General features: G+C 42.6%; 22 protein-coding genes and 1 pseudogene. 21 read left to right on the top strand and 2 right to left on the bottom strand.

Annotation, left to right across the window (positions count from 1 at the left end; translation table 11 throughout):
* The first annotated feature begins 630 nt into the window (after positions 1–630).
* The 8 genes from rpmH to noc all read left to right on the top strand — a co-directional run bounded on the left by rpmH (position 631) and on the right by noc (position 8,124).
* Positions 631–765 carry a 50S ribosomal protein L34 gene (rpmH, locus tag P3L57_RS20620; RefSeq protein WP_003178075.1) on the top strand — a complete coding sequence of 45 codons (135 nt, stop codon included), beginning with the start codon at positions 631–633 and terminating at the stop codon, positions 763–765.
* A 147-nt stretch (positions 766–912) separates the two neighbouring features.
* Positions 913–1,266, top strand: a complete 354-nt coding sequence (rnpA, locus tag P3L57_RS20615; RefSeq protein ID WP_010332672.1) for a ribonuclease P protein component — start codon at positions 913–915, stop codon at positions 1,264–1,266.
* Between the two features lie 141 nt (positions 1,267–1,407).
* Complete coding sequence (gene spoIIIJ / locus P3L57_RS20610) at positions 1,408–2,193, top strand: YidC family membrane integrase SpoIIIJ (protein ID WP_081638392.1); 786 nt, start codon at positions 1,408–1,410, stop codon at positions 2,191–2,193.
* Positions 2,190–2,816, top strand: a complete 627-nt coding sequence (gene jag, locus P3L57_RS20605; protein ID WP_044160291.1) for an RNA-binding cell elongation regulator Jag/EloR — start codon at positions 2,190–2,192, stop codon at positions 2,814–2,816. The genes spoIIIJ and jag overlap by 4 nt, the downstream gene beginning before the upstream one ends.
* A 315-nt stretch (positions 2,817–3,131) precedes the next feature.
* The gene (mnmE, locus tag P3L57_RS20600) at positions 3,132–4,511 is read left to right on the top strand and encodes a tRNA uridine-5-carboxymethylaminomethyl(34) synthesis GTPase MnmE (RefSeq protein ID WP_069486634.1); all 1,380 of its coding nucleotides are present in this window, start codon (positions 3,132–3,134) and stop codon (positions 4,509–4,511) included.
* Positions 4,512–4,531: 20 nt separating this feature from the next.
* A complete protein-coding gene (gene mnmG, locus P3L57_RS20595; protein ID WP_069486635.1) occupies positions 4,532–6,418 on the top strand; it encodes a tRNA uridine-5-carboxymethylaminomethyl(34) synthesis enzyme MnmG in 1,887 nt (628 codons plus the stop codon).
* Between the two features lie 13 nt (positions 6,419–6,431).
* Positions 6,432–7,151 (top strand): 16S rRNA (guanine(527)-N(7))-methyltransferase RsmG, encoded by a 720-nt coding sequence (gene rsmG, locus P3L57_RS20590; protein ID WP_069486636.1) that lies wholly within the window; start codon positions 6,432–6,434, stop codon positions 7,149–7,151.
* Between the two features lie 121 nt (positions 7,152–7,272).
* The gene (noc, locus tag P3L57_RS20585) at positions 7,273–8,124 is read left to right on the top strand and encodes a nucleoid occlusion protein (RefSeq protein WP_003219249.1); all 852 of its coding nucleotides are present in this window, start codon (positions 7,273–7,275) and stop codon (positions 8,122–8,124) included.
* Positions 8,125–8,167: 43 nt separating this feature from the next.
* Here noc and P3L57_RS20580 read toward each other — a convergent pair whose 3' ends face one another.
* Positions 8,168–8,608 carry a PH domain-containing protein gene (locus tag P3L57_RS20580; protein ID WP_059353194.1) on the bottom strand — a complete coding sequence of 147 codons (441 nt, stop codon included), beginning with the start codon at positions 8,606–8,608 and terminating at the stop codon, positions 8,168–8,170.
* Positions 8,609–8,856: 248 nt separating this feature from the next.
* Here P3L57_RS20580 and soj point away from each other — a divergent pair, with 248 nt between their 5' ends.
* Positions 8,857–9,618: a sporulation initiation inhibitor protein Soj gene (gene soj / locus P3L57_RS20575; protein ID WP_010332665.1), complete on the top strand. Its 762-nt coding sequence runs from the start codon at positions 8,857–8,859 to the stop codon at positions 9,616–9,618.
* Complete coding sequence (spo0J, locus tag P3L57_RS20570; RefSeq protein WP_044160288.1) at positions 9,611–10,459, top strand: stage 0 sporulation protein Spo0J; 849 nt, start codon at positions 9,611–9,613, stop codon at positions 10,457–10,459. Before soj ends, spo0J begins: the two co-directional genes overlap by 8 nt.
* Positions 10,460–10,497: 38 nt before the next feature.
* On the opposite strand, the gene yyaC is transcribed toward spo0J, so the two are convergent.
* Complete coding sequence (gene yyaC, locus P3L57_RS20565) at positions 10,498–11,115, bottom strand: spore protease YyaC (RefSeq protein WP_044160286.1); 618 nt, start codon at positions 11,113–11,115, stop codon at positions 10,498–10,500.
* A gap of 512 nt (positions 11,116–11,627) precedes the next feature.
* Between yyaC and P3L57_RS20560 the strand changes: the two genes are divergently transcribed.
* The 11 genes and pseudogenes from P3L57_RS20560 (at position 11,628) to P3L57_RS20510 (ending at position 20,287) form a co-directional block, all read left to right on the top strand.
* A complete protein-coding gene (locus P3L57_RS20560; RefSeq protein ID WP_069486637.1) occupies positions 11,628–12,644 on the top strand; it encodes a YkvI family membrane protein in 1,017 nt (338 codons plus the stop codon).
* 93 nt (positions 12,645–12,737) lie between these two features.
* Complete coding sequence (locus P3L57_RS20555) at positions 12,738–12,944, top strand: DUF951 domain-containing protein (protein WP_044160282.1); 207 nt, start codon at positions 12,738–12,740, stop codon at positions 12,942–12,944.
* Between the two features lie 50 nt (positions 12,945–12,994).
* Positions 12,995–14,998 carry a molybdopterin-dependent oxidoreductase gene (locus tag P3L57_RS20550; RefSeq protein ID WP_069486638.1) on the top strand — a complete coding sequence of 668 codons (2,004 nt, stop codon included), beginning with the start codon at positions 12,995–12,997 and terminating at the stop codon, positions 14,996–14,998.
* Positions 14,999–15,124: 126 nt separating this feature from the next.
* Positions 15,125–16,225 carry a redox-regulated ATPase YchF gene (gene ychF / locus P3L57_RS20545; protein WP_024123566.1) on the top strand — a complete coding sequence of 367 codons (1,101 nt, stop codon included), beginning with the start codon at positions 15,125–15,127 and terminating at the stop codon, positions 16,223–16,225.
* A gap of 110 nt (positions 16,226–16,335) precedes the next feature.
* Entirely contained in the window at positions 16,336–16,623 is a 288-nt protein-coding gene (gene rpsF, locus P3L57_RS20540; RefSeq protein WP_010332658.1) for a 30S ribosomal protein S6, read from the top strand.
* A gap of 40 nt (positions 16,624–16,663) precedes the next feature.
* The gene (gene ssbA / locus P3L57_RS20535; protein WP_010332657.1) at positions 16,664–17,182 is read left to right on the top strand and encodes a single-stranded DNA-binding protein SsbA; all 519 of its coding nucleotides are present in this window, start codon (positions 16,664–16,666) and stop codon (positions 17,180–17,182) included.
* 42 nt (positions 17,183–17,224) lie between these two features.
* Positions 17,225–17,464, top strand: a complete 240-nt coding sequence (gene rpsR / locus P3L57_RS20530; protein ID WP_010332656.1) for a 30S ribosomal protein S18 — start codon at positions 17,225–17,227, stop codon at positions 17,462–17,464.
* 60 nt (positions 17,465–17,524) lie between these two features.
* Positions 17,525–18,282, top strand: a pseudogene (gene xth, locus P3L57_RS20525) (exodeoxyribonuclease III).
* Positions 18,283–18,341: 59 nt separating this feature from the next.
* The gene (locus tag P3L57_RS20520; protein ID WP_059335346.1) at positions 18,342–19,277 is read left to right on the top strand and encodes a transcriptional regulator CcpB; all 936 of its coding nucleotides are present in this window, start codon (positions 18,342–18,344) and stop codon (positions 19,275–19,277) included.
* A gap of 56 nt (positions 19,278–19,333) precedes the next feature.
* Positions 19,334–19,714, top strand: coding sequence for a VOC family protein (locus P3L57_RS20515; RefSeq protein WP_059335345.1), 381 nt, complete (start codon positions 19,334–19,336; stop codon positions 19,712–19,714).
* A gap of 18 nt (positions 19,715–19,732) precedes the next feature.
* Complete coding sequence (locus tag P3L57_RS20510) at positions 19,733–20,287, top strand: maltose acetyltransferase domain-containing protein (protein ID WP_059335344.1); 555 nt, start codon at positions 19,733–19,735, stop codon at positions 20,285–20,287.
* Positions 20,288–20,307 lie beyond the last annotated feature (20 nt).

Genomic DNA, 20,307 nt, shown 5'->3' with positions numbered 1-20,307 from the left:
CTTCCGGCACGTCCCTCCTTTTCTAAGAAAATAACGTCTTTTCCTGTTATAGAACACAAAAAAAGAGCAAATGGCGGTAACCATTCGTACACATTAAATGTTGAAAACATATAATATAGTAGATAAATAGCTTTTCGACAAATTCCACAACTTGTGGACAACTTTCTACACATGCTGTGTGAAATCAATCCACAAGTTATCCACAGTTTGTGGATAATGAGTGAAAGCAAGATTAGTAATCAAGAGTTAAAACACAAATATAATACCAAATTAAACGAGAGCTTGCAATGGTTGTCATAATCTTATCCACAAAGCGGACAACCTGTTGAAAAAAAATTGTCCACAGGGGTTGGCGGTGTGAAAATGTTGTCGATAACCTTTGTGGATATTGAAAAAAGGGAAAAAAGATATCCACATCACGTATTTTCAGCTCAGAATGTTATTTGAATCAGGACTTTTTTTCGTTAATTTCAGGAATCTGAAAAATAAGGTTTCGAAAGTCGAGAAGGTATGGTATCCTATTATGGTTGCAAGAAATAAAAGCACTAGTGAAGTTGACAATGAATAGGTAACGCAAATATAATAAGTAAGACTGTCTTTAACAGCTATTCCTCGAGGGAGGTGTCATAAATGAAAAGAACATTCCAACCGAATAACCGTAAACGCAGTAAAGTTCATGGCTTCAGAAGCCGTATGAGTTCAAAAAACGGTCGTCTAGTTTTAGCACGCCGTCGCCGCAAAGGCAGAAAAGTATTATCAGCTTAGGCCACTGAATAATGTCAGTGGTCTTTTTTCACTTTAAGGGAAAAGATATATGTGATGTGTATGAGCAGGGGGATCTCCCTGTCTCTGCGCATCTCATTTTCAAATAAAATTAAAAGTTTCTGCCAGCCAGTATCGGAGTGAGTCAATTTGAAGAAGCGAAATCGTTTAAAGAAAAATGAAGATTTTCAAAAAGTGTTCAAGCATGGCACATCAGTAGCGAATCGCCAGTTTGTCTTATATACGCTTGATCAGCCTGAAAACGATGAGCTGCGCGTTGGTCTTTCCGTCAGCAAAAAAATTGGCAATGCAGTAATGCGGAATCGGATAAAACGTTTGATCCGGCAAGCTTTTCTAGAAGAGAGAGACAGGCTGAAGGAAAAGGATTATATTATTATTGCCAGAAAACCAGCAAGTCAGCTGACATTTGAGGAAACGAAAAAAAGTTTGCAGCATTTATTCAGGAAGGCCTCATTATATAAGAAAACTTCGTCAAAAAAGTAGATGCCACTGCTTTCTTAAAACTTTTAAAAGCGCTTCCTTTCTGGTTGATCAGAAAAAGACACCATTTAAAACTGAAAGATGCTAAAATACATACAAGTATGTTTTGTAATAAGAGAGTGTAAAGAATGATTATAGGAGGAAATGTTGTTGAAAAGGAGAATATGGTTGCTATTAAGTATGGTCGGCGTATTCATGCTATTGGCTGGATGCTCGAGTGTCAAAGAGCCGATCACTGCAGATAGTCCGCATTTTTGGGACAAGTACGTAGTATTTCCATTGTCTGAGCTCATTACGTATGTTGCGAAATTGACGGGAGACAACTATGGACTGTCAATTATTATTGTTACAATTTTAATCCGTTTATTAATTTTGCCGCTGATGATCAAGCAGCTGAGAAGCTCGAAAGCGATGCAGGCTTTACAGCCGGAAATGCAAAAGCTTAAAGAAAAATACAGCTCAAAGGATCAAAAAACGCAGCAAAAACTTCAGCAGGAAACAATGGCTTTATTTCAAAAGCATGGCGTCAACCCATTGGCAGGGTGTTTCCCGATTTTAATTCAAATGCCGATTTTAATCGGATTCTATCATGCGATTATGAGAACACAGGCAATTTCAGAGCACAGTTTCTTATGGTTTGACTTAGGAGAAAAAGATCCTTTCTATATTCTTCCGATTGTTGCCGGTGTTGCCACTTTCGTACAGCAAAAATTAATGATGGCGGGCAATGCGCAGCAAAATCCACAAATGGCAATGATGCTTTGGATTATGCCGATTATGATCATTGTGTTTGCGATCAACTTCCCGGCGGCGCTTTCTCTTTATTGGGTAGTCGGTAACTTGTTTATGATTGCGCAAACTTTCCTCATTAAAGGGCCTGATATTAAAAAAGATCCTCAGCCGCAAAAAGCCGGAGGAAAGAAAAAGTGAGGAATGTGACTGCTGCAGGGCGAAATGTCGATGAAGCAGTACAGTCCGGATTACGAGAACTGCAATTAACGATAGATGAAGTTGAAATTACCGTTATTGAAGAGGGAAACAAAGGTTTTCTTGGTATATTCGGCAAAAAGCCGGCAATCGTGAAGCTGGCTGAAAAATTTGATCCAATTCAGGAAACAAAGATGTATCTTGAAAGAATTGCCGAATCCATTGCCGGAAAGTCTGATGTGACTGTAAAAGAAAGCAAAAAGGCAGTGAGTTTCCATATAACGGGTGAAAAAGCGGCATTGTTAATTGGAAAAAGAGGACAAACCTTAAATGCACTTCAAACTTTGACCCAGCTTGTCCTTAATCGTTATTCAGATCAGTATTTAAATGTGACGGTAGATGCAGAAAACTACCGTTTGAAAAGGAAAGAGACGCTGAGTCAGCTGGCTGTGAGACTGGCAGACCAGGTTTTGAAAACGAAAAAAGATGTTCATTTAGAACCGATGCCGTCCAGTGAAAGAAAAATCATTCATGATGCTCTTTCCAGATATGCAAATCAGCAGATCGAAACGTATTCAATGGGTGAAGGCGAAAATCGCCACCTCGTTATTTCCCAGAAAAGATAACATAAAACCGAAGTCCGGTAAAAATCGGAGCTTCGGTTTTTTTGTATAGAAAAATCTATTTTTCCTTGTAATATCAAGCTTTTTCCGTTTAAGTTTTTCCTTTTTAGGTGTATCCTGTTGATAAAAAGGAAGTTCAGGAAATAAAATTAATTGTTATTCACATGTGGATAAGTTAAAGTAATAAGGGATGAATTTCTAAGTCTGTGGATAACACATCTTCCACTTCGAACCAAACTATGTTATCTTTTAGTTTTGGCATAATAAAATATTTTTTTATATAGATGAATGAGAGTATAGAAAAGAGAGGTGAACAACATGGATACAATTGCTGCCATTTCTACACCGATGGGAGAGGGTGCGATTGCTATTGTGCGGCTGAGCGGACCGGAAGCCATCCAGATCGCCGACAGAATGTATAAAGGGCCGAAAGGAAAAACGATCAGTTCAGTCGAATCACACACGATTCATTACGGCCATATTGTAGACAAATGTACGGATCGGGTCGTAGAGGAAGTGATGGTATCGGTGTTAAAAGCACCGAGAACTTTTACACGTGAAGATGTTATAGAAATAAACTGCCACGGGGGAATTGTGACAGTAAACCAAGTGCTCCAGCTCGCCTTAAGAGAGGGAGCGAGACTGGCGGAGCCTGGTGAATTCACGAAACGCGCGTTTTTAAATGGGCGAATCGACCTTTCACAGGCGGAAGCGGTGATGGACTTAATCAGAGCGAAAACGGATCGGGCAATGAACGTCGCTATGAATCAAATGGAAGGGCGTCTCTCTGCTTTGGTGCGCCGTTTGCGCGATGATATTTTAGAAACGCTGGCCCATGTTGAGGTAAATATAGATTATCCGGAGTATGATGATGTAGAAGAAATGACACATCAGCTTTTAGTTGAAAAGGCAAGCTCCGTTAAAAAAGAAATTGAGGCGCTGCTTAGAACGTCTGAGCAGGGAAAAATTTTGCGGGAAGGTCTTTCTACTGTCATTATCGGCCGTCCGAATGTCGGAAAGTCTTCTCTTCTTAACAGCCTGGTTCATGAGGCAAAAGCTATTGTTACCGATATTCCGGGTACGACACGGGATGTGATTGAGGAATACGTGAATGTAAGAGGTGTTCCGCTTCGTCTTGTTGATACTGCAGGTATTCGTGAAACAGAGGATATTGTTGAACGGATAGGTGTTGAACGCTCTCGTCAGGTTCTGAAGGAAGCAGACCTGATTTTACTTGTGCTCAATTATAGTGAAGAGCTTTCTGAAGAAGACGTGAAGCTTTTTGAAGCCGTTGAGGGAATGGACGTCATCGTCATTATGAATAAGACTGACCTCGAGGCGAAAATTGACATAGAACGTGTACGCGAGCTGGCCAATGGACGTCCTGTTGTAACGACATCTCTTCTAAAAGAAGAAGGCGTTAATGATTTGGAGGAAGCGATTCAATCGCTGTTCTATACAGGTGCTATTGAAAGCGGAGATTTAACGTATGTCAGCAATACACGCCATATTTCAATTTTACAGGAAGCAAAACGCGCCATTGAAGACGCGCTTAGCGGCATAGAACAGGATGTCCCGATCGACATGGTGCAGATTGATCTTACAAGATGCTGGGAGCTTCTGGGCGAAATCATTGGAGACGCTGTCCATGAAAGCTTAATTGATCAGCTCTTTTCACAGTTCTGTTTAGGAAAATAAATAAAGGAGGAACTAGAATCATGGGGTATGAAGCAGGCCAATACGATGTGATAGTGATTGGCGCCGGGCATGCCGGTGTTGAGGCTGCCCTCGCATCAGCACGTCAAGGCGCCAAAACGCTTGTCTTGACCATCAACTTAGATATGGTTGCGTTTATGCCATGTAATCCGTCTGTCGGCGGCCCTGCAAAAGGGATTGTCGTCCGCGAAATTGACGCGCTTGGCGGAGAAATGGGCAGAAATATTGATAAAACGCATATTCAAATGAGAATGCTGAATACAGGAAAAGGTCCTGCTGTCCGTGCGCTGCGTGCGCAAGCAGATAAATTCCAATATCAGCATGAAATGAAAAATACGCTTGAAAAAGAACCAAACTTAACGCTGCTGCAAGGAATTGTAGAGCGTCTGATCATTGAAGACGGCGAGTGCCGCGGTGTCATTACACAAACCGGTGCGAATTACCGCGCGAAAGCAGTTGTTATGACGACAGGAACATATTTGAGAGGACGTATCATTCTCGGTGATCTTTCTTACTCAAGCGGTCCGAACAACCAGCAGCCTTCTATTAAGCTTTCTGAGCATTTGGAAGAACTGGGCTTCGACCTTGTTCGTTTTAAAACAGGTACGCCGCCTCGCGTCAAAAGCGACACGATTGATTACAGCAAAACGGAAATTCAGCCTGGTGACGAAGTCCCTCGCGCTTTCTCATATGAAACGGTTGAATATATCACAGATCAGCTTCCTTGCTGGCTGACATATACGAGCCCTGAGACACATGAAATTATTGACAGCAACCTGCACCGTTCACCGATGTATTCCGGTATGATCAAAGGTACAGGTCCGAGATACTGCCCGTCAATTGAAGATAAAGTTGTTCGTTTTAATGATAAACCGCGTCATCAAATTTTCCTTGAGCCAGAAGGCAGAAATACGCAGGAAGTTTATGTTCAAGGTTTGTCTACTAGTCTTCCAGAGGACGTGCAGCAAAGAATGCTTGCAACGATTCCGGGTCTGGAAAACGTTCAAATGATGAGAGCTGGCTATGCGATTGAGTACGATGCGATTGTACCGACTCAGCTATGGCCGACGCTTGAAACGAAGAAAATTACCAATCTCTACACTGCCGGCCAAATTAACGGAACATCCGGTTATGAAGAAGCTGCAGGACAAGGGATTATGGCGGGAATCAATGCAGGACGAAAAGCGCTTGGAAAAGAAGAAGTGATTCTAAGCCGTTCTGACGCCTACATTGGTGTTCTCATTGATGACCTTGTGACGAAAGGGACAAATGAGCCATACCGTCTTTTGACATCTCGCGCTGAATACAGATTGCTTCTTCGTCATGACAATGCAGATCTGCGTCTGACAGAAATCGGCCACCGCATTGGATTGATTTCTGATGAACGATTTGCGGCTTTTGAGAAGAAAAAAGCGGCGATCGAAGCGGAGAAAAAACGTCTGCATTCTGTGATTATCAAGCCGTCTCCAGAAAATCAAGAATTTATCCGTTCTCTTGGCGGAAGCGAATTGAAAGATGGGGTCCGCGGCACAGACTTGATGAAACGTCCTGAAATGAACTATGAAACTGTTACAAAACTGGCGCCGCCAGAAGTGCCGGTTCCGCAAGAAGTGGCAGAACAAGTAGAAATTCAAGTGAAATATGAAGGGTATATTGAAAAATCCCTTCAGCAAGTGGAAAAACTGAAGAAGATGGAAAACAAAAAAATCCCTGATCGAATTGATTATGACGCAATTAAGGGGATTGCAACTGAGGCTCGTCAAAAGCTGAAAAACGTACGGCCTTTGTCTGTTGCCCAAGCTTCCCGTATTTCCGGTGTGAACCCGGCAGACATTTCAATTCTATTGGTATATTTAGAGCAGGGCCGTATTGCGAAGATAGCCGAGTAGAAAGGATGACGGCATGAATATTGAAGAATTCACTTCTGGACTGGCGGAAAAAGGGATATCCCTTTCTCCTCGTCAGCTGGAGCAATTTGAGCTGTACTACGATATGCTGGTTGAGTGGAATGAAAAAATCAATCTGACTTCGATTACAGAGAAAAAAGAAGTGTATCTGAAGCATTTTTATGATTCCATTACAGCTGCATTTTATGTCGACTTCGATCAGATGAATACGATTTGTGATGTCGGAGCGGGAGCGGGTTTTCCGAGTCTGCCGATTAAAATATGTTTTCCGCACCTTCATGTCACAATCGTAGATTCACTAAACAAACGAATAACATTTTTAGAAAAGCTGTCTGAAGCTTTACAATTGGAGAATACGACATTTTGCCATGACAGAGCTGAAACATTCGGACAACGGAAGGACGTAAGGGAAAGCTATGATATCGTGACAGCACGAGCGGTTGCGAGACTCTCTGTTTTAAGTGAGCTTTGCCTGCCTCTGGTTAAGAAAAACGGTTTATTTGTTGCTTTAAAAGCCGCATCTGCTGAAGAAGAATTAAATGCGGGGAAAAAAGCAATCACAACGCTTGGAGGAGAACTTGAGAATACCCATTCCTTTAAGCTGCCTATTGAAGAAAGCGATCGTAATATTATGGTGATACGCAAGATCAAAAATACACCTAAGAAGTATCCAAGAAAACCGGGAACTCCTAATAAATCGCCAATTGAAGGGTAATTTAGACAGCCTGATATGACAATACCATCATATTTTCTTCAAAATTAATGACGGTACAGCAGGAAAAACCATGAGAAAATAGAATTATAAAAATGGCAGTTTTTAAAGGTGGTGTAGGTACATGAAGCATTCATTCTCTCGTTTCTTCGGGCTTGGTGAGAAGGAACAGGAACCGGAGATTGCTGAACATGAGACAAACAAAGAAGAGATTCTGGAAATACCGGTAAATGCTATCGTTCCCAACCGTTTTCAGCCACGCACCATTTTCTCAGATGAAAAAATCAAAGAGTTAGCAATGACCATTCATACACACGGCATTATTCAGCCGATTGTTGTCAGGCATACAGAAGAAGAAGGCCAATACGAACTCATTGCAGGTGAAAGACGCTGGAGAGCGGTGCAATCGCTCGAGTGGGAAAAGATTCCGGCCATTATTAAGGATTTTTCCGACACGGAAACCGCTTCTGTGGCGTTAATTGAAAATTTGCAACGTGAGGAATTGTCTTCGATTGAGGAAGCGCATGCCTACGCAAGGCTCCTTGAGCTTCATGATTTAACACAGGAAGCACTGGCGCAGCGTTTAGGAAAAGGGCAGTCAACGATTGCGAACAAGCTGCGGCTATTAAAGCTGCCTCAGCCGGTTCAAGACGCAATCATGGAGAAGAAAATCACAGAGCGTCATGCCAGAGCGCTGATTCCCCTGAAACAGCCTGAGCTCCAAGTCACACTGCTCACAGAGATAATTGAGAAAAGCTTAAATGTAAAGCAGACAGAAGACCGCGTGGTTAAAATGCTGGAGCAAGGCCAGAGAAAACCAAAGCCTAGACGCAAAGCGTTCAGCAGGGATACTAGAATTGCAATGAACACGATTCGTCAGTCACTGTCAATGGTTGAAGACAGCGGCGTAAAATTGAATACGGAAGAAGAGGAATTTGAAGAATATATTCAATTGACGATTCGCATACCAAAATAAAAGCTCTCCTGCTGTTCAGGAGAGCTTTTTCGCTAAAAGGGAATTAATTACTTTTAGTTACGATTGTTATATTAGAATTCTTTTCTTTGAGCTTGTGGATAAATTCTTCCGTGTCTTTTGGAGAAATGACTGCATGTCCCCAGCCTCCCCGATAATAAATCGTAATCGCATGCCGTGAGCCAATAAGCCGAAAACCTGACCACAGCTTCTTTTGCTGTATCACTTTGTCGATTTTTTCGTAAGGAATTTGATGTTTGATCAATCCGGCTTTAATGATCAAACGGTGCTCCTTCAATACATATTTCAGATCAATGAAACTCCAAATGATGAGCACGTTTAAAAGAGTCAGCAGAACAAAAATGATCCAGCCGGAGATCCTCATATGTCCCAGCACAAAAGGAACTATGGCATCTGCTTGTATCAGTAATATGAGAAACACAATCATAAGAGTAACGGGTGCATCTCTTTTTGTTTTGTAAACCATATGATCACCGTCCTGTTTGTACTTTCTGCATTGTAACTTCTTCTTTTTTTCTATTAGAAATCCCTTTTTTAAGTCAAAAAAACATATCAGTTTAAGAATTTATAAGAGAAAGCCATAAAGCGCCGATTAAATTTTCAAATATTCCCTTCTGATAAAAAACAAAATGATGAAAAAAGTGAAACGCTTTAATCTTTTTTTGATAAAATAGAAACATGACAGTACATGTTCATGTGAAAGTAGGTGACATCGTGGGAAAAATCATAGCAATTACGAACCAAAAAGGCGGAGTCGGAAAAACAACGACGTCTGTCAACCTTGGAGCATGCTTAGCTTACATAGGGAAAAGGGTTCTGCTGGTAGATATTGATCCGCAGGGGAATGCAACGAGCGGATTGGGGATTGAAAAAGCCGATGTAGATCAGTGTGTGTACGATATTTTAGTAGATGATGCAGATGTAATAGATATTATTAAAGCAACTTCAGTAGAGAATTTGGATGTGATTCCTGCGACGATACAGCTTGCAGGAGCTGAGATCGAGCTGGTTCCGACAATTTCAAGAGAAGTGAGACTTAAGAGAGCGCTTGAAGCAGTGAAGCAGAATTATGATTATATAATTATTGATTGTCCTCCGTCATTGGGATTGCTGACAATTAACGCGTTGACTGCTTCAGATTCAGTTGTCATTCCTGTACAGTGCGAATACTATGCCTTGGAGGGACTGAGCCAATTATTAAATACCGTACGTCTTGTGCAAAAGCATTTGAATACTGATTTAATGATTGAAGGCGTATTGCTGACGATGCTTGATGCCCGGACAAATCTTGGCATTCAAGTGATTGAAGAGGTGAAAAAGTACTTTAGAGATAAAGTATATCAGACTGTTATTCCGCGTAATGTCCGTCTGAGTGAGGCACCGAGTCACGGTAAACCCATCATTTTATACGATCCGCGGTCAAGAGGTGCGGAAGTATATTTAGATTTAGCAAAGGAAGTGGCTGCGAATGGCTAAAGGCCTTGGAAAAGGGATTAATGCGTTGTTTAATCAGGTTGATTTGTCTGAAGAGACAGTTGAGGAAATCAAAGTTACCGATTTACGCCCTAATCCTTATCAGCCAAGAAAACACTTTGACGACGAAGCTCTGGCTGAGCTCAAAGAATCTGTGCTGCAGCATGGCATTCTCCAGCCGCTTATCGTCAGAAAATCTTTAAAAGGCTATGATATCGTTGCGGGTGAACGGCGCTTTCGGGCGGCAAAGCTTGCAGGATTAGAAACAGTTCCAGCGATTGTCCGTGAATTATCAGAGGCGTTAATGAGAGAAATTGCTTTACTGGAAAACCTTCAGCGTGAGGATTTATCACCGCTGGAAGAGGCTCAGGCTTATGACTCTTTGCTCAAACACTTAGATGTCACGCAAGAGCAGCTTGCAAAACGTCTCGGAAAAAGCAGACCGCATATTGCCAACCATTTAAGATTGCTGACATTGCCTGAGAACATTCAGCAGCTGATTGCGGAAGGCACGCTCTCTATGGGGCATGGCCGCACACTTCTTGGTTTGAAAAATAAAAACAAGCTTGAACCGCTTGTGCAAAAAGTGATTGCAGAACAGCTTAACGTTCGCCAGCTTGAGCAGCTGATTCAGCAATTAAATCAGAATGTTCCACGTGAAACAAAGAAAAAAGAGCCTGTAAAAGATGCGATTATCAAAGAACGGGAATCGTATCTCCAAAATTATTTTGGTACAACAGTAAATATTAAGAGACAAAAGAAAAAAGGCAAAATCGAAATTGAGTTTTTCTCCAACGAGGATCTTGAACGGATCTTAGAGCTTTTATCAGAACGAGAATCGTAATGAAAGAAAACCATCTCTATTGAAGATGGTTTTTTGTTTTATAATCGTCCTGTGAGTCTTTGCAGCGGACTAAGCCGTTCCTGCCGCCACTCTGTTCGATCTGTTAAACTCAGTCCTTCAGCAAGAACATTTGCCATATTCATGACCAAGTGAAGTCTTGTATTTTGTAAAACAAAGTACTCCATGAAACCGCTCACATTTACAATTCCATTCACATGGAGATCTCCTACCTCAGGAAGATCCTTCTGTACACCGGCACCAGGCTTTAGTGGGCCATCTCCGATCTGGAATGAACCTACGCTTTTCACACGCCCTAAGCAAGCATCCACTGCTACAATAAATGGGTTTTTATGTAATTTGTGAATTTCCATCAATTTGTCCTTCATGTTTACAGCATGCACAGGATCAGACAGAGTGCCGTAGACGTGGAATCTGGTGAGCTGCATCTGTTTGAGTTTCATTCCTACGAGCGGGCCTAATGAGTCACCAGTTGAACGGTCTGTTCCGATACAAACCACAACAATCGGTCTGCCGGCAGCTTTACGTAAGGATGAAGAAAGAATCGTTTGTATTTGTTTTGCTGCAGCTGTATCTGTATGTGAAACATATTGCTTTACTCGTTCCTGAGAAGAAAAAAGCCCACCTTTTCGATTCATAGGTTTCACTTCCTTGTTAGGTATCGGAATTGCTAGGGATGTGTTTTTTTTTGGTATGTAAGGTTGTTTACATTATATCCAGCAGTTAGGTTTTTTATGCTTTGTGTCTGTTTATGGATTTTTGGATACAAAGAGGAGAAGATAGAGGTTGTTTACAAGTATTGTGCCGCAGCGCTTCAGGTGAAGCAAGATACGGTCTGCTGTTTTGGTAATGGAGGAATCATTAATATGCGGAACGCCTAATGAAGATTACGATAAGATTGGAATAACTGAATGATTGAAAATGATATCTTGGTGAAGAAGCGTATAAAGGAATGGTAAAGAAAGCGGAGGATGGGATTCTATGTTTTGACTGTCTGTTTAGGCAGTCTTTTTTTATGTGTATTTTGTATGGTATTTTCACATTCAACCATTATTTTTTGTTTTCCTATGAAAATAGGCATTTTTGTTATTAGTGCTCTATATAGTAACAATAACGGAAACAAGCTGAACTCTGTACTTATGAGGTGATAATGTTGTGGAGAGCCGGAATGAGGTGGATGCTGCTTATATTAGGCAGCCTGATCGGCGCCGGATATGCAAGCGGTCAGGAGATATGGCAGTTTTTTGGCGCAGAAAGCGGACTGGCTATTGTGCTGTTTACAGTGATGTTCATTTTCTCGTCTTATATTGTGATGAAAATCAGTTTTAAGGTTCAATCCACTCACTTTCTTCCGGTTCTTGAACATTTAATGGGGCCGTGGCTGGCGAAAATTTATGATATTCTCATTGTCTTTTATTTATTTTCTACAACCATGGTGATGATCGCCGGAGGCGGGGTGACGCTGCAAATGTACAAGCTCCCTTTTTGGTGGGGAATTGCGCTGCTTTGCATCGTGACGGTGTTTTTGTTTTTCTGGGATGTGAAAGGGATTTTATCTGTGAATGGCATTTTAATTCCTATTTTAGTTGCCGGGCTGATGTATGCGTTATTTTCATTTCAGAGCACTCATCACCATACGTGGACGATAGATTTGAGCCGGCAGTATAACTGGCCTGCCAGCATTACGTTTACTTCTTTAAATATTCTTTCGGTTGTCGCGATTTTATCGTCTGTCGGGAAAGAAATGAAAGGGCTGGGGGAAGCTAAAATCGCCAGTGTGGCCAGCGGTCTTATTTTTGGCGTGATCTCTTTTGTTTATAATGAAACGTTGGTAGAGCTGGCTGGTTCCCTTTCTCAATTTGAAATTCCGCTATTTGCCATTCTGGAGGGTGCCCCTTATCTTCTTTTTTTGTGTATGACTGCGGTGCTGTGCCTTGCGATATATACGACGACGGTGGCTGGTTTATTCGGATTGTCCAGCCGGCTGATGGCTTTTCTTCACATGCCGAGATGGATGATCGTATTGATTCTGTTAGTGTTGATGGTGCCTTTTACTTCTTTCGGTTTTTCCGATTTAATCGCTTTTTTATATCCCATTTATGGAATGCTGAATCTTTATCTATTAGTTTGTTTGCTGTTATACCCTATTTTAAGTAAATGGAAATAAGAGGATTCTCTTCTTTTTGGGTATGATGATTGCTCTAATGATCAGTTTTTTTGTACAATAGATTCAGCAGTTTATGAAGAGAGGTGAAGGGTCTTGGCGGATAAAGACTTTGGCCTGAAAGATATTGTAGAAATGAAGAAACCGCACCCATGCGGAGTAAACAGATGGAAAATTATACGTATGGGAATGGATATTCGGATTAAGTGTGAGGGTTGCTCTCACAGCGTGATGATTCCGAGAAAAGAATTTGAAAGAAAAGTAAAAAAAGTACTGGTCAAGCATGAGGAGCCTACTTCATAAAAAGGCTGACACTCATGCTTTTTCATATAGAAGGTAAGGAGAAGACGGCGATGAGCAAAGTGCATCAGTCAGCATGCCCTCTGAATTGCTGGGACAGCTGCGGTTTTGTGGTGACTGTTGATGACGGAAAGGTAACAAAAGTGGACGGAGATCCAAACCACCCGATTACGGAAGGGAAAATCTGCGGCCGCGGCAGAATGCTAGAAACGAAAACAAATTCGCCTGATCGGCTTCGCTATCCGATGAAAAAACAAAATGGCGAGTTTGTGCGGATTTCCTGGGAGCAGGCTCTTGATGAAATTGCCGATAAACTTCGGGATATTAAGGAGACGTCAGAAACAACAGCAGTTTTGCACAGCCATGATTATGCCAATAACGGTTTGTTAAAAGCGCTAGATCAGCGTTTTTTTAATGCGTATGGCGGTGTGACTGAGATTGTCGGAAGCATTTGCTGGGGCTCAGGTATAGAGGCGCAAAGCTGGGATTTCGGCCGTTCGTATGGGCACGGGCCGCTTGATATTTACAACAGCAAACACGTCGTTGTGTGGGGCAGAAATGTATCAAGGACAAATATGCACCTTTATCACCATTTGCAGCAGGTAAAGAAAAAGGGCGCAACGCTGACGGTGATTGATCCGATTTTTAATCCGACTGCAAAACTGGCTGACCGTTATATTTCTGTAAAGCCGGGAATGGATGGCTGGCTTGCCGCGGCTGTTTTGAAGGTTCTGATCGAGACGGGAAGAACGGATGAGGATTTTATTTCTCAGCATTCTGTCGGGTTTGATGATGTAAAAGAGCTTTTGAGCACGGTTTCTCTCGAGGAGTTTACTGCGAAAACAGAAACTACGATGGAAGAGCTGGAGTTTCTTGCAGGTCTGTATGCGGATGGTCCGGTGTCTACTTTTATGGGGCTTGGTATGCAGCGGTATAAAAATGGCGGCGGGACGATTCGCTGGATTGATGCGCTTGTTGCGGCAAGCGGAAACGTTGGGATTAAAGGCGGCGGCGCAAATTTTGGCAATGTCCAGATTGGTGAAAGCTTTGCAAAAACGAAGCTGACGCTGCCGGAATTAAAAACGGAATCACGTTCTTTTTCAATGATGACACAGGCTGAAGAGGTTTTAACCGCTGATGATCCTGCGATCGAGATGATTATCGTGACATGCGGGAACCCGCTGACTCAGGTGCCGAATACCAATAAAGTAAGACAGGCGTTTGAAAAGGTTCCGGTGACAGTAGCGATTGATTCCATCATGACCGATACGGCAAAGCTGTGCGACTATGTTTTGCCGACTGCCACTGTTTTTGAAGAAGAGGATATTTATTATTCCAGTATGTACCATCATTATGTTCAGTATGGGAAGAAGCTGGTGGAACCGCAGGGTGAAGCGAAGTCAGACAGATGGATATGGTCAGAGCTTGCAAAGCGCCTTGGATTTGGAGAGCTTTTTGAACACAGTACTGAAGAACTTTTGGAGATGGGGCTTTCTTCATTGGAGGCAGACGGTGTAACGCTTGAGCACTTGAAAGAAAAAGGCCACCTCCCGCTTCCGGTTAAACAGGTGCCGTGGGATGACTTTACGTTTCTGACGCCAAGCGGAAAATTTGAGTTCACCTGGTCTTTAGCTGAAGAAAAAGGATTTAGCGGTGCACTTCAATTGGAAGTGCCTGAGGAGTCTGTTTACCATAACGAAGAACTTGCCGAAAAATACCCTTATACGCTTTTGTCCATTCATCCGCAGCGCTCTAATCATTCACAGCATGTTCCGTTCATCGAGAAGCTTCAGCACATACAGGTTGATATTTCTTCAGATATAGCGGCTGAGCAGAATCTTCAGGATGGAGACGAGGTTGTCATTTTCAATGATCGGGGCCGTTTGAATGGTAAAGTTAAAGTGATGAAACAGGCTCATCCGAAGACGATAAATATAGATGAAGGCATGTGGGCGGCTTTTGGCGGCTCCGTTAATACGCTGACAAATGATACAAATTCTGATAATGGAATGGGAAGTACGCTTTTTGACTGTTTAGTGGGCTTGAAAAAAGCATAATGAGAGGGTTCAGCAGGCTGAAAATGCTTTTTTGTCAGCTTGTCTTTTCCAGTGAACCTCCTTATAATTGCTCTAGGTTCAAAATACGTTAATGCAATGACGGTTTTATATAGAGGAGATGAAAGAATGGCTTTAACAGCTGGAATTGTCGGTTTGCCGAACGTCGGGAAATCAACATTATTTAACGCAATTACACAGGCCGGTGCCGAATCAGCCAACTACCCGTTCTGTACAATTGATCCGAACGTGGGAATTGTAGAAGTACCGGACGATCGTCTGCGAAAGCTGACTGAGCTGGTCAAACCGAAGAAGACTGTGCCGACTGCTTTTGAATTCACTGATATTGCAGGAATCGTAAAAGGCGCGTCTAAAGGAGAAGGTCTCGGTAACAAATTCCTTTCTCATATTCGCCAAGTTGACGCGATCTGCCACGTTGTCCGTGCTTTTTCTGATGATAATATTACACACGTTTCCGGTAAAGTTGATCCGATTGATGATATCGAAACGATCAATCTTGAGCTGATTCTCGCTGATATGGAAACAGTTGAAAAGCGGATTACACGTGTCAGCAAGCTTGCAAAGCAAAAAGATAAAGAGGCTGTGTTTGAGTTTGACATTTTGTCTAAACTGAAAGAAGCGTTTGAAAATGAAAAGCCTGCTCGTTCTGTTGAGTTTACTGAAGAGCAGCAAAAGCTTGTAAAGCAGCTTCATTTGCTGACTTCAAAGCCTATTTTGTATGTTGCGAATGTAAGTGAAGAGGAAGTGGCTGATCCGTCTGGCAATGAATATGTAGCGAAGATTCGTGAATACGCTGCCGGCGAAAACGCAGAAGTCATCGTTGTTTGTGCGAAGATTGAATCTGAAATCGCTGAGCTTGAAGGCGATGAAAAGCAAATGTTCCTTGAAGAGCTGGGAATTGAAGAGTCAGGTCTTGATCAGCTGATTAAAGCATCTTACTCTCTGCTTGGGCTGGCAACATATTTCACAGCCGGTGAGCAGGAAGTCAGAGCTTGGACATTCAAAAAAGGCATGAAGGCCCCAGAATGCGCTGGAATTATTCATAGTGACTTTGAGCGCGGCTTCATTCGCGCTGAAACGGTTGCTTATGATGATCTTCTTGCGGGCGGCGGCATGGCAGGAGCGAAGGAAGCCGGAAAAGTCCGTCTTGAAGGAAAAGACTACGTGGTAAAAGACGGAGATGTTATTCATTTCCGATTTAATGTATAGGATGCAGTTGTAAAGGGACAAGAGCTTTGGTATAATATAAAATTGTGAGTAATAGAATTATTGCTCCTTGCCCATTACGGGCCGCTTAGTCCAAAAGGAGGTGCAAACAGATGAGAAAGTACGAAGTTATGTACATTATCCGCCCAAACATTGACGATGAGTCTAAAAAAGCAGTTATCGAGCGTTTCAGCAACGTTCTGACTTCTAACGGTGCGGAGATCACTGGAACAAAGGATTGGGGTAAACGTCGTCTAGCTTACGAAATCAACGATTTCCGCGACGGTTTCTACCAAATCGTAAATGTTCAAGCTGATGCTGCGGCAGTTCAAGAATTTGACCGTCTAGCTAAGATCAGTGATGATATCATTCGCCACATTGTTGTTAAAGAAGAAGAATAAGCAATTTTGAAATATATAATGGTAAAAGGTGGTCTTTCTTATGCTTAACCGAGTTGTATTAGTCGGAAGACTGACAAAAGACCCAGAGCTTCGTTATACGCCAAACGGTGCGGCTGTTGCCACGTTTACTCTTGCTGTGAATCGTACATTTACGAACCAGTCTGGAGAACGTGAGGCCGATTTCATTAATTGTGTCACTTGGAGAAGACAAGCCGAAAACGTTGCAAACTTCCTGAAAAAAGGAAGCCTTGCAGGCGTAGATGGCCGTTTACAAACAAGAAACTATGAAAACCAGCAAGGGCAGCGTGTCTTCGTGACCGAGGTCCAAGCTGAAAGTGTTCAATTTCTTGAGCCGAAAAGCGGCGGCGGTTCTGGTTCAGGTGGATACAACGAAGGAAACAGCGGCGGAGGCCAGTACTTTGGCGGAGGCCAAAATGATAATCCATTCGGGGGAAATCAAAACAACCAGAGACGCAATCAGGGGAACAGCTTTAATGATGACCCATTTGCCAACGACGGCAAGCCGATTGACATCTCGGATGATGATCTTCCATTCTAATGAGAATATCGCTAAATTGACAAAGAAAGGAGGGAAATGACAATGGCAGGAGGACGCAGAGGCGGTCGTGCGAAGCGCCGTAAAGTGTGTTATTTCACTTCTAACGGTATCACGCACATCGACTACAAAGATGTAGATCTTCTTAGAAAGTTTGTTTCTGAGCGCGGTAAAATTTTACCACGTCGTGTAACTGGAACAAACGCTAAATACCAACGTAAATTGACTGCAGCGATCAAACGCGCTCGTCAAATGGCTTTACTTCCATACGTAACTGGTGAGTAAGCTGATACGTAAAGAGCAAGGACCTTCGGGTTCTTGCTCTTTTTTATAGGGGGATAAAAAATGAAGCTCATTTCTTGGAATGTGAATGGCCTGCGGGCTGTCATGAGAAAAATGGATTTCCTCTCTTACTTGAAAGAAGAGGATGCCGATGTTGTATGTCTTCAGGAAACAAAGATTCAGGACGGACAAGTGGATCTTGAACCAGAAGGCTATCATGTATATTGGAACTATGCAGAGAAAAAAGGATATTCCGGTACAGCTGTTTTTTCAAAACAAAAGCCGCTGAACGCCATGTACGGAATCGGAATAGAAGAGCATGATCAAGAGGGCAGAGTGATTACGCTGGAATTTGAAAACGTGTATGTGATGACCGTTTACACGCCTAATGCAAAAAGAGGGCTGGAACGCATTGATTACCGTTTGCAATGGGAAGAGGCTTTATTAGCGTTTATTCTCGAATTGGACAAGAAAAAACCGGTTATCCTGTGCGGTGATTTAAATGTGGCTCATCAGGAAATTGATTTGAAGAATCCAAAAGCAAACCGGAATAACGCGGGTTTTTCTGATCAAGAAAGAGGAGCATTCACTCGTTTCTTGGAAGCCGGCTTTATCGACTCATTCCGTTATTTATACCCTGATCTGGAAGGCGCTTATTCCTGGTGGTCGTATCGTGCGGGTGCCCGGGACAGAATATCGGCTGGCGTTTGGATTACTTTATTGTTTCTGAGAGTCTTAAGGGGCAGATTGATGATGCCAAGATATCAGCACACGTCTTGGGCTCCGACCATTGTCCTGTTGAACTTACGATCAATATATGATGAGATAGCAGTAAGGATTGATACTTACTGCTTTTTTTATGATGAAAAAGGAGAAAGAGATGGCAAACATAAAAGAGATTGCGAGATTGGCGAATGTATCTGTTTCGACTGTGTCACGTGTACTGAATCATCATCCGTATGTGTCTGAAGAAAAAAGGAAGCTGGTGCGTCAAGTCATGGAGGAATTAGACTACACACCGAATCGAACTGCGATCGATCTTATTCGCGGCAAGACTCAAACGATCGGTGTAATCCTGCCTTACAGCGATCACCCTTGCTTTGATAAAATCGTAAACGGCATCACAAAGGCGGCATTTAGACATGAATATGCAACAACCCTTCTCCCTACCAACTATAACCCCGACATTGAAATCAAATATGTAGAGCTGTTAAGAATGAAAAAAGTAGATGGCCTTATTATTACATCACGAGCCAATCATTGGGACAGTATGATAGCCTATCAAGAATATGGACCGATTATCGCTTGTGAGGATACTGGAGACATGGATATTCCTTGTGCTTACAATGACAGAAAAGCAGCCTACATAGAAAGCTTTCGATATCTAAAGAACCGCGGACATGAACATATCGCTTTTACAAGCGTGCGAAGCGCTGACAAGAGCCCGAGTACAGCGGATAAAGCAGCGGCTTATCAGGCCGTCTATGGAAGCCTGGAGGACCGCCATATGCTGACCGGCTGTAATCATATGGACGACGGAGAGCAGGCGGGTGCGTATTTCTATACAAGCGGCCGGGCTCCAACAGCTATTTATGCAAACAGTGATGAAGTGGCAGCGGGAATTTATGTATTTGCCAAAAAGAAAGACTGGGATGTTGAGATCATTGGAGAAGGAAATTCTTCTATCAGCCGTGCCCTCTGTTTCCCATCGCTTGATCTGAATCTTGAGCAGCTGGGCACCGCAGCATTTTCGTTATTTTTGCAGGAGCGTCCCAAAGATATAAAAATTCTGCACCAATTCATGAAAAAAGCTTGAACTGAAATGCATTTCATACCTTATAACTTCATTGAAAGACAAAGGAGGAGGAAGAAATGCGTATTGAGCACACGGCCATCTGGGTCAGTGATTTAGAGCGAATGAAGGCTTTTTATGAAACGTACTTTCATGGCAAAGCCAATTCTCTTTATCATAATGAGAAGAAAGATTTTAAGTCGTATTTTATGACGTTTGATTCCGGAGCTAGGCTGGAAATCATGAAAAAAGGAGATGTGACTGATCAGCCGTCACAAACGATGACAGGCTGGGCGCATATCGCTTTTTCCACTGGAAGCAAAGAGAATGTTGATGAACTGACAGAAAGGTTAAAGCAGGACGGATTCGCTGTAGTTAGCGGCCCAAGGACGACGGGGGACGGCTACTATGAAAGCGTAATTGAAGATGAGGAAGGAAATCTAATAGAGATTACTATTTAAAATCTTGGAGTGACTTGAATGCTGACAGAAAAAGAAAAAATGGCAGCCGGAGAATTATACAATTCGGAAGACCGAGAATTATCACTAGAGCGTAAACATGCGAGAAATCTGATTAAACAATATAACGAATCACCAGAAGATGAGTCAGTGCGAACGGAACTTTTGAAAAATCTGCTGGGTTCGATCGGTGATCAAGTCACCATTTTGCCGACATTCCGCTGTGATTACGGCTATCACATTCATATGGGGGATCGTACATTTGTTAATTTTGACTGTGTCATTCTTGATGTTTGTGAAGTTCGTATAGGGCGTGATTGTTTGATTGCTCCAGGGGTGCATATCTACACGGCAGGTCACCCTCTCGACCCGCTTGAAAGGAAGTCGGGGAAGGAGTTCGGTAAGCCTGTTACAATAGGAGATAATGTTTGGATTGGCGGCCGGGCAGTGATAAACCCGGGAGTGACGATCGGCGATAATGCGGTGATTGCTTCGGGTTCCGTAGTGACAAAGGATGTGCCTGCGAATACGGTTGTAGGGGGAAACCCTGCGAGAAAGCTGAAGGATTTGAATTGAAATCAGTGCGGTTAACGCCG

The organism is Bacillus sp. B28 (assembly GCF_029536185.1).
GTDB lineage: Bacteria > Bacillota > Bacilli > Bacillales > Bacillaceae > Bacillus > Bacillus halotolerans.
Note: the sequence above shows the minus strand (reverse complement) of the source record. Positions and strands in the feature narration are given on the sequence as shown.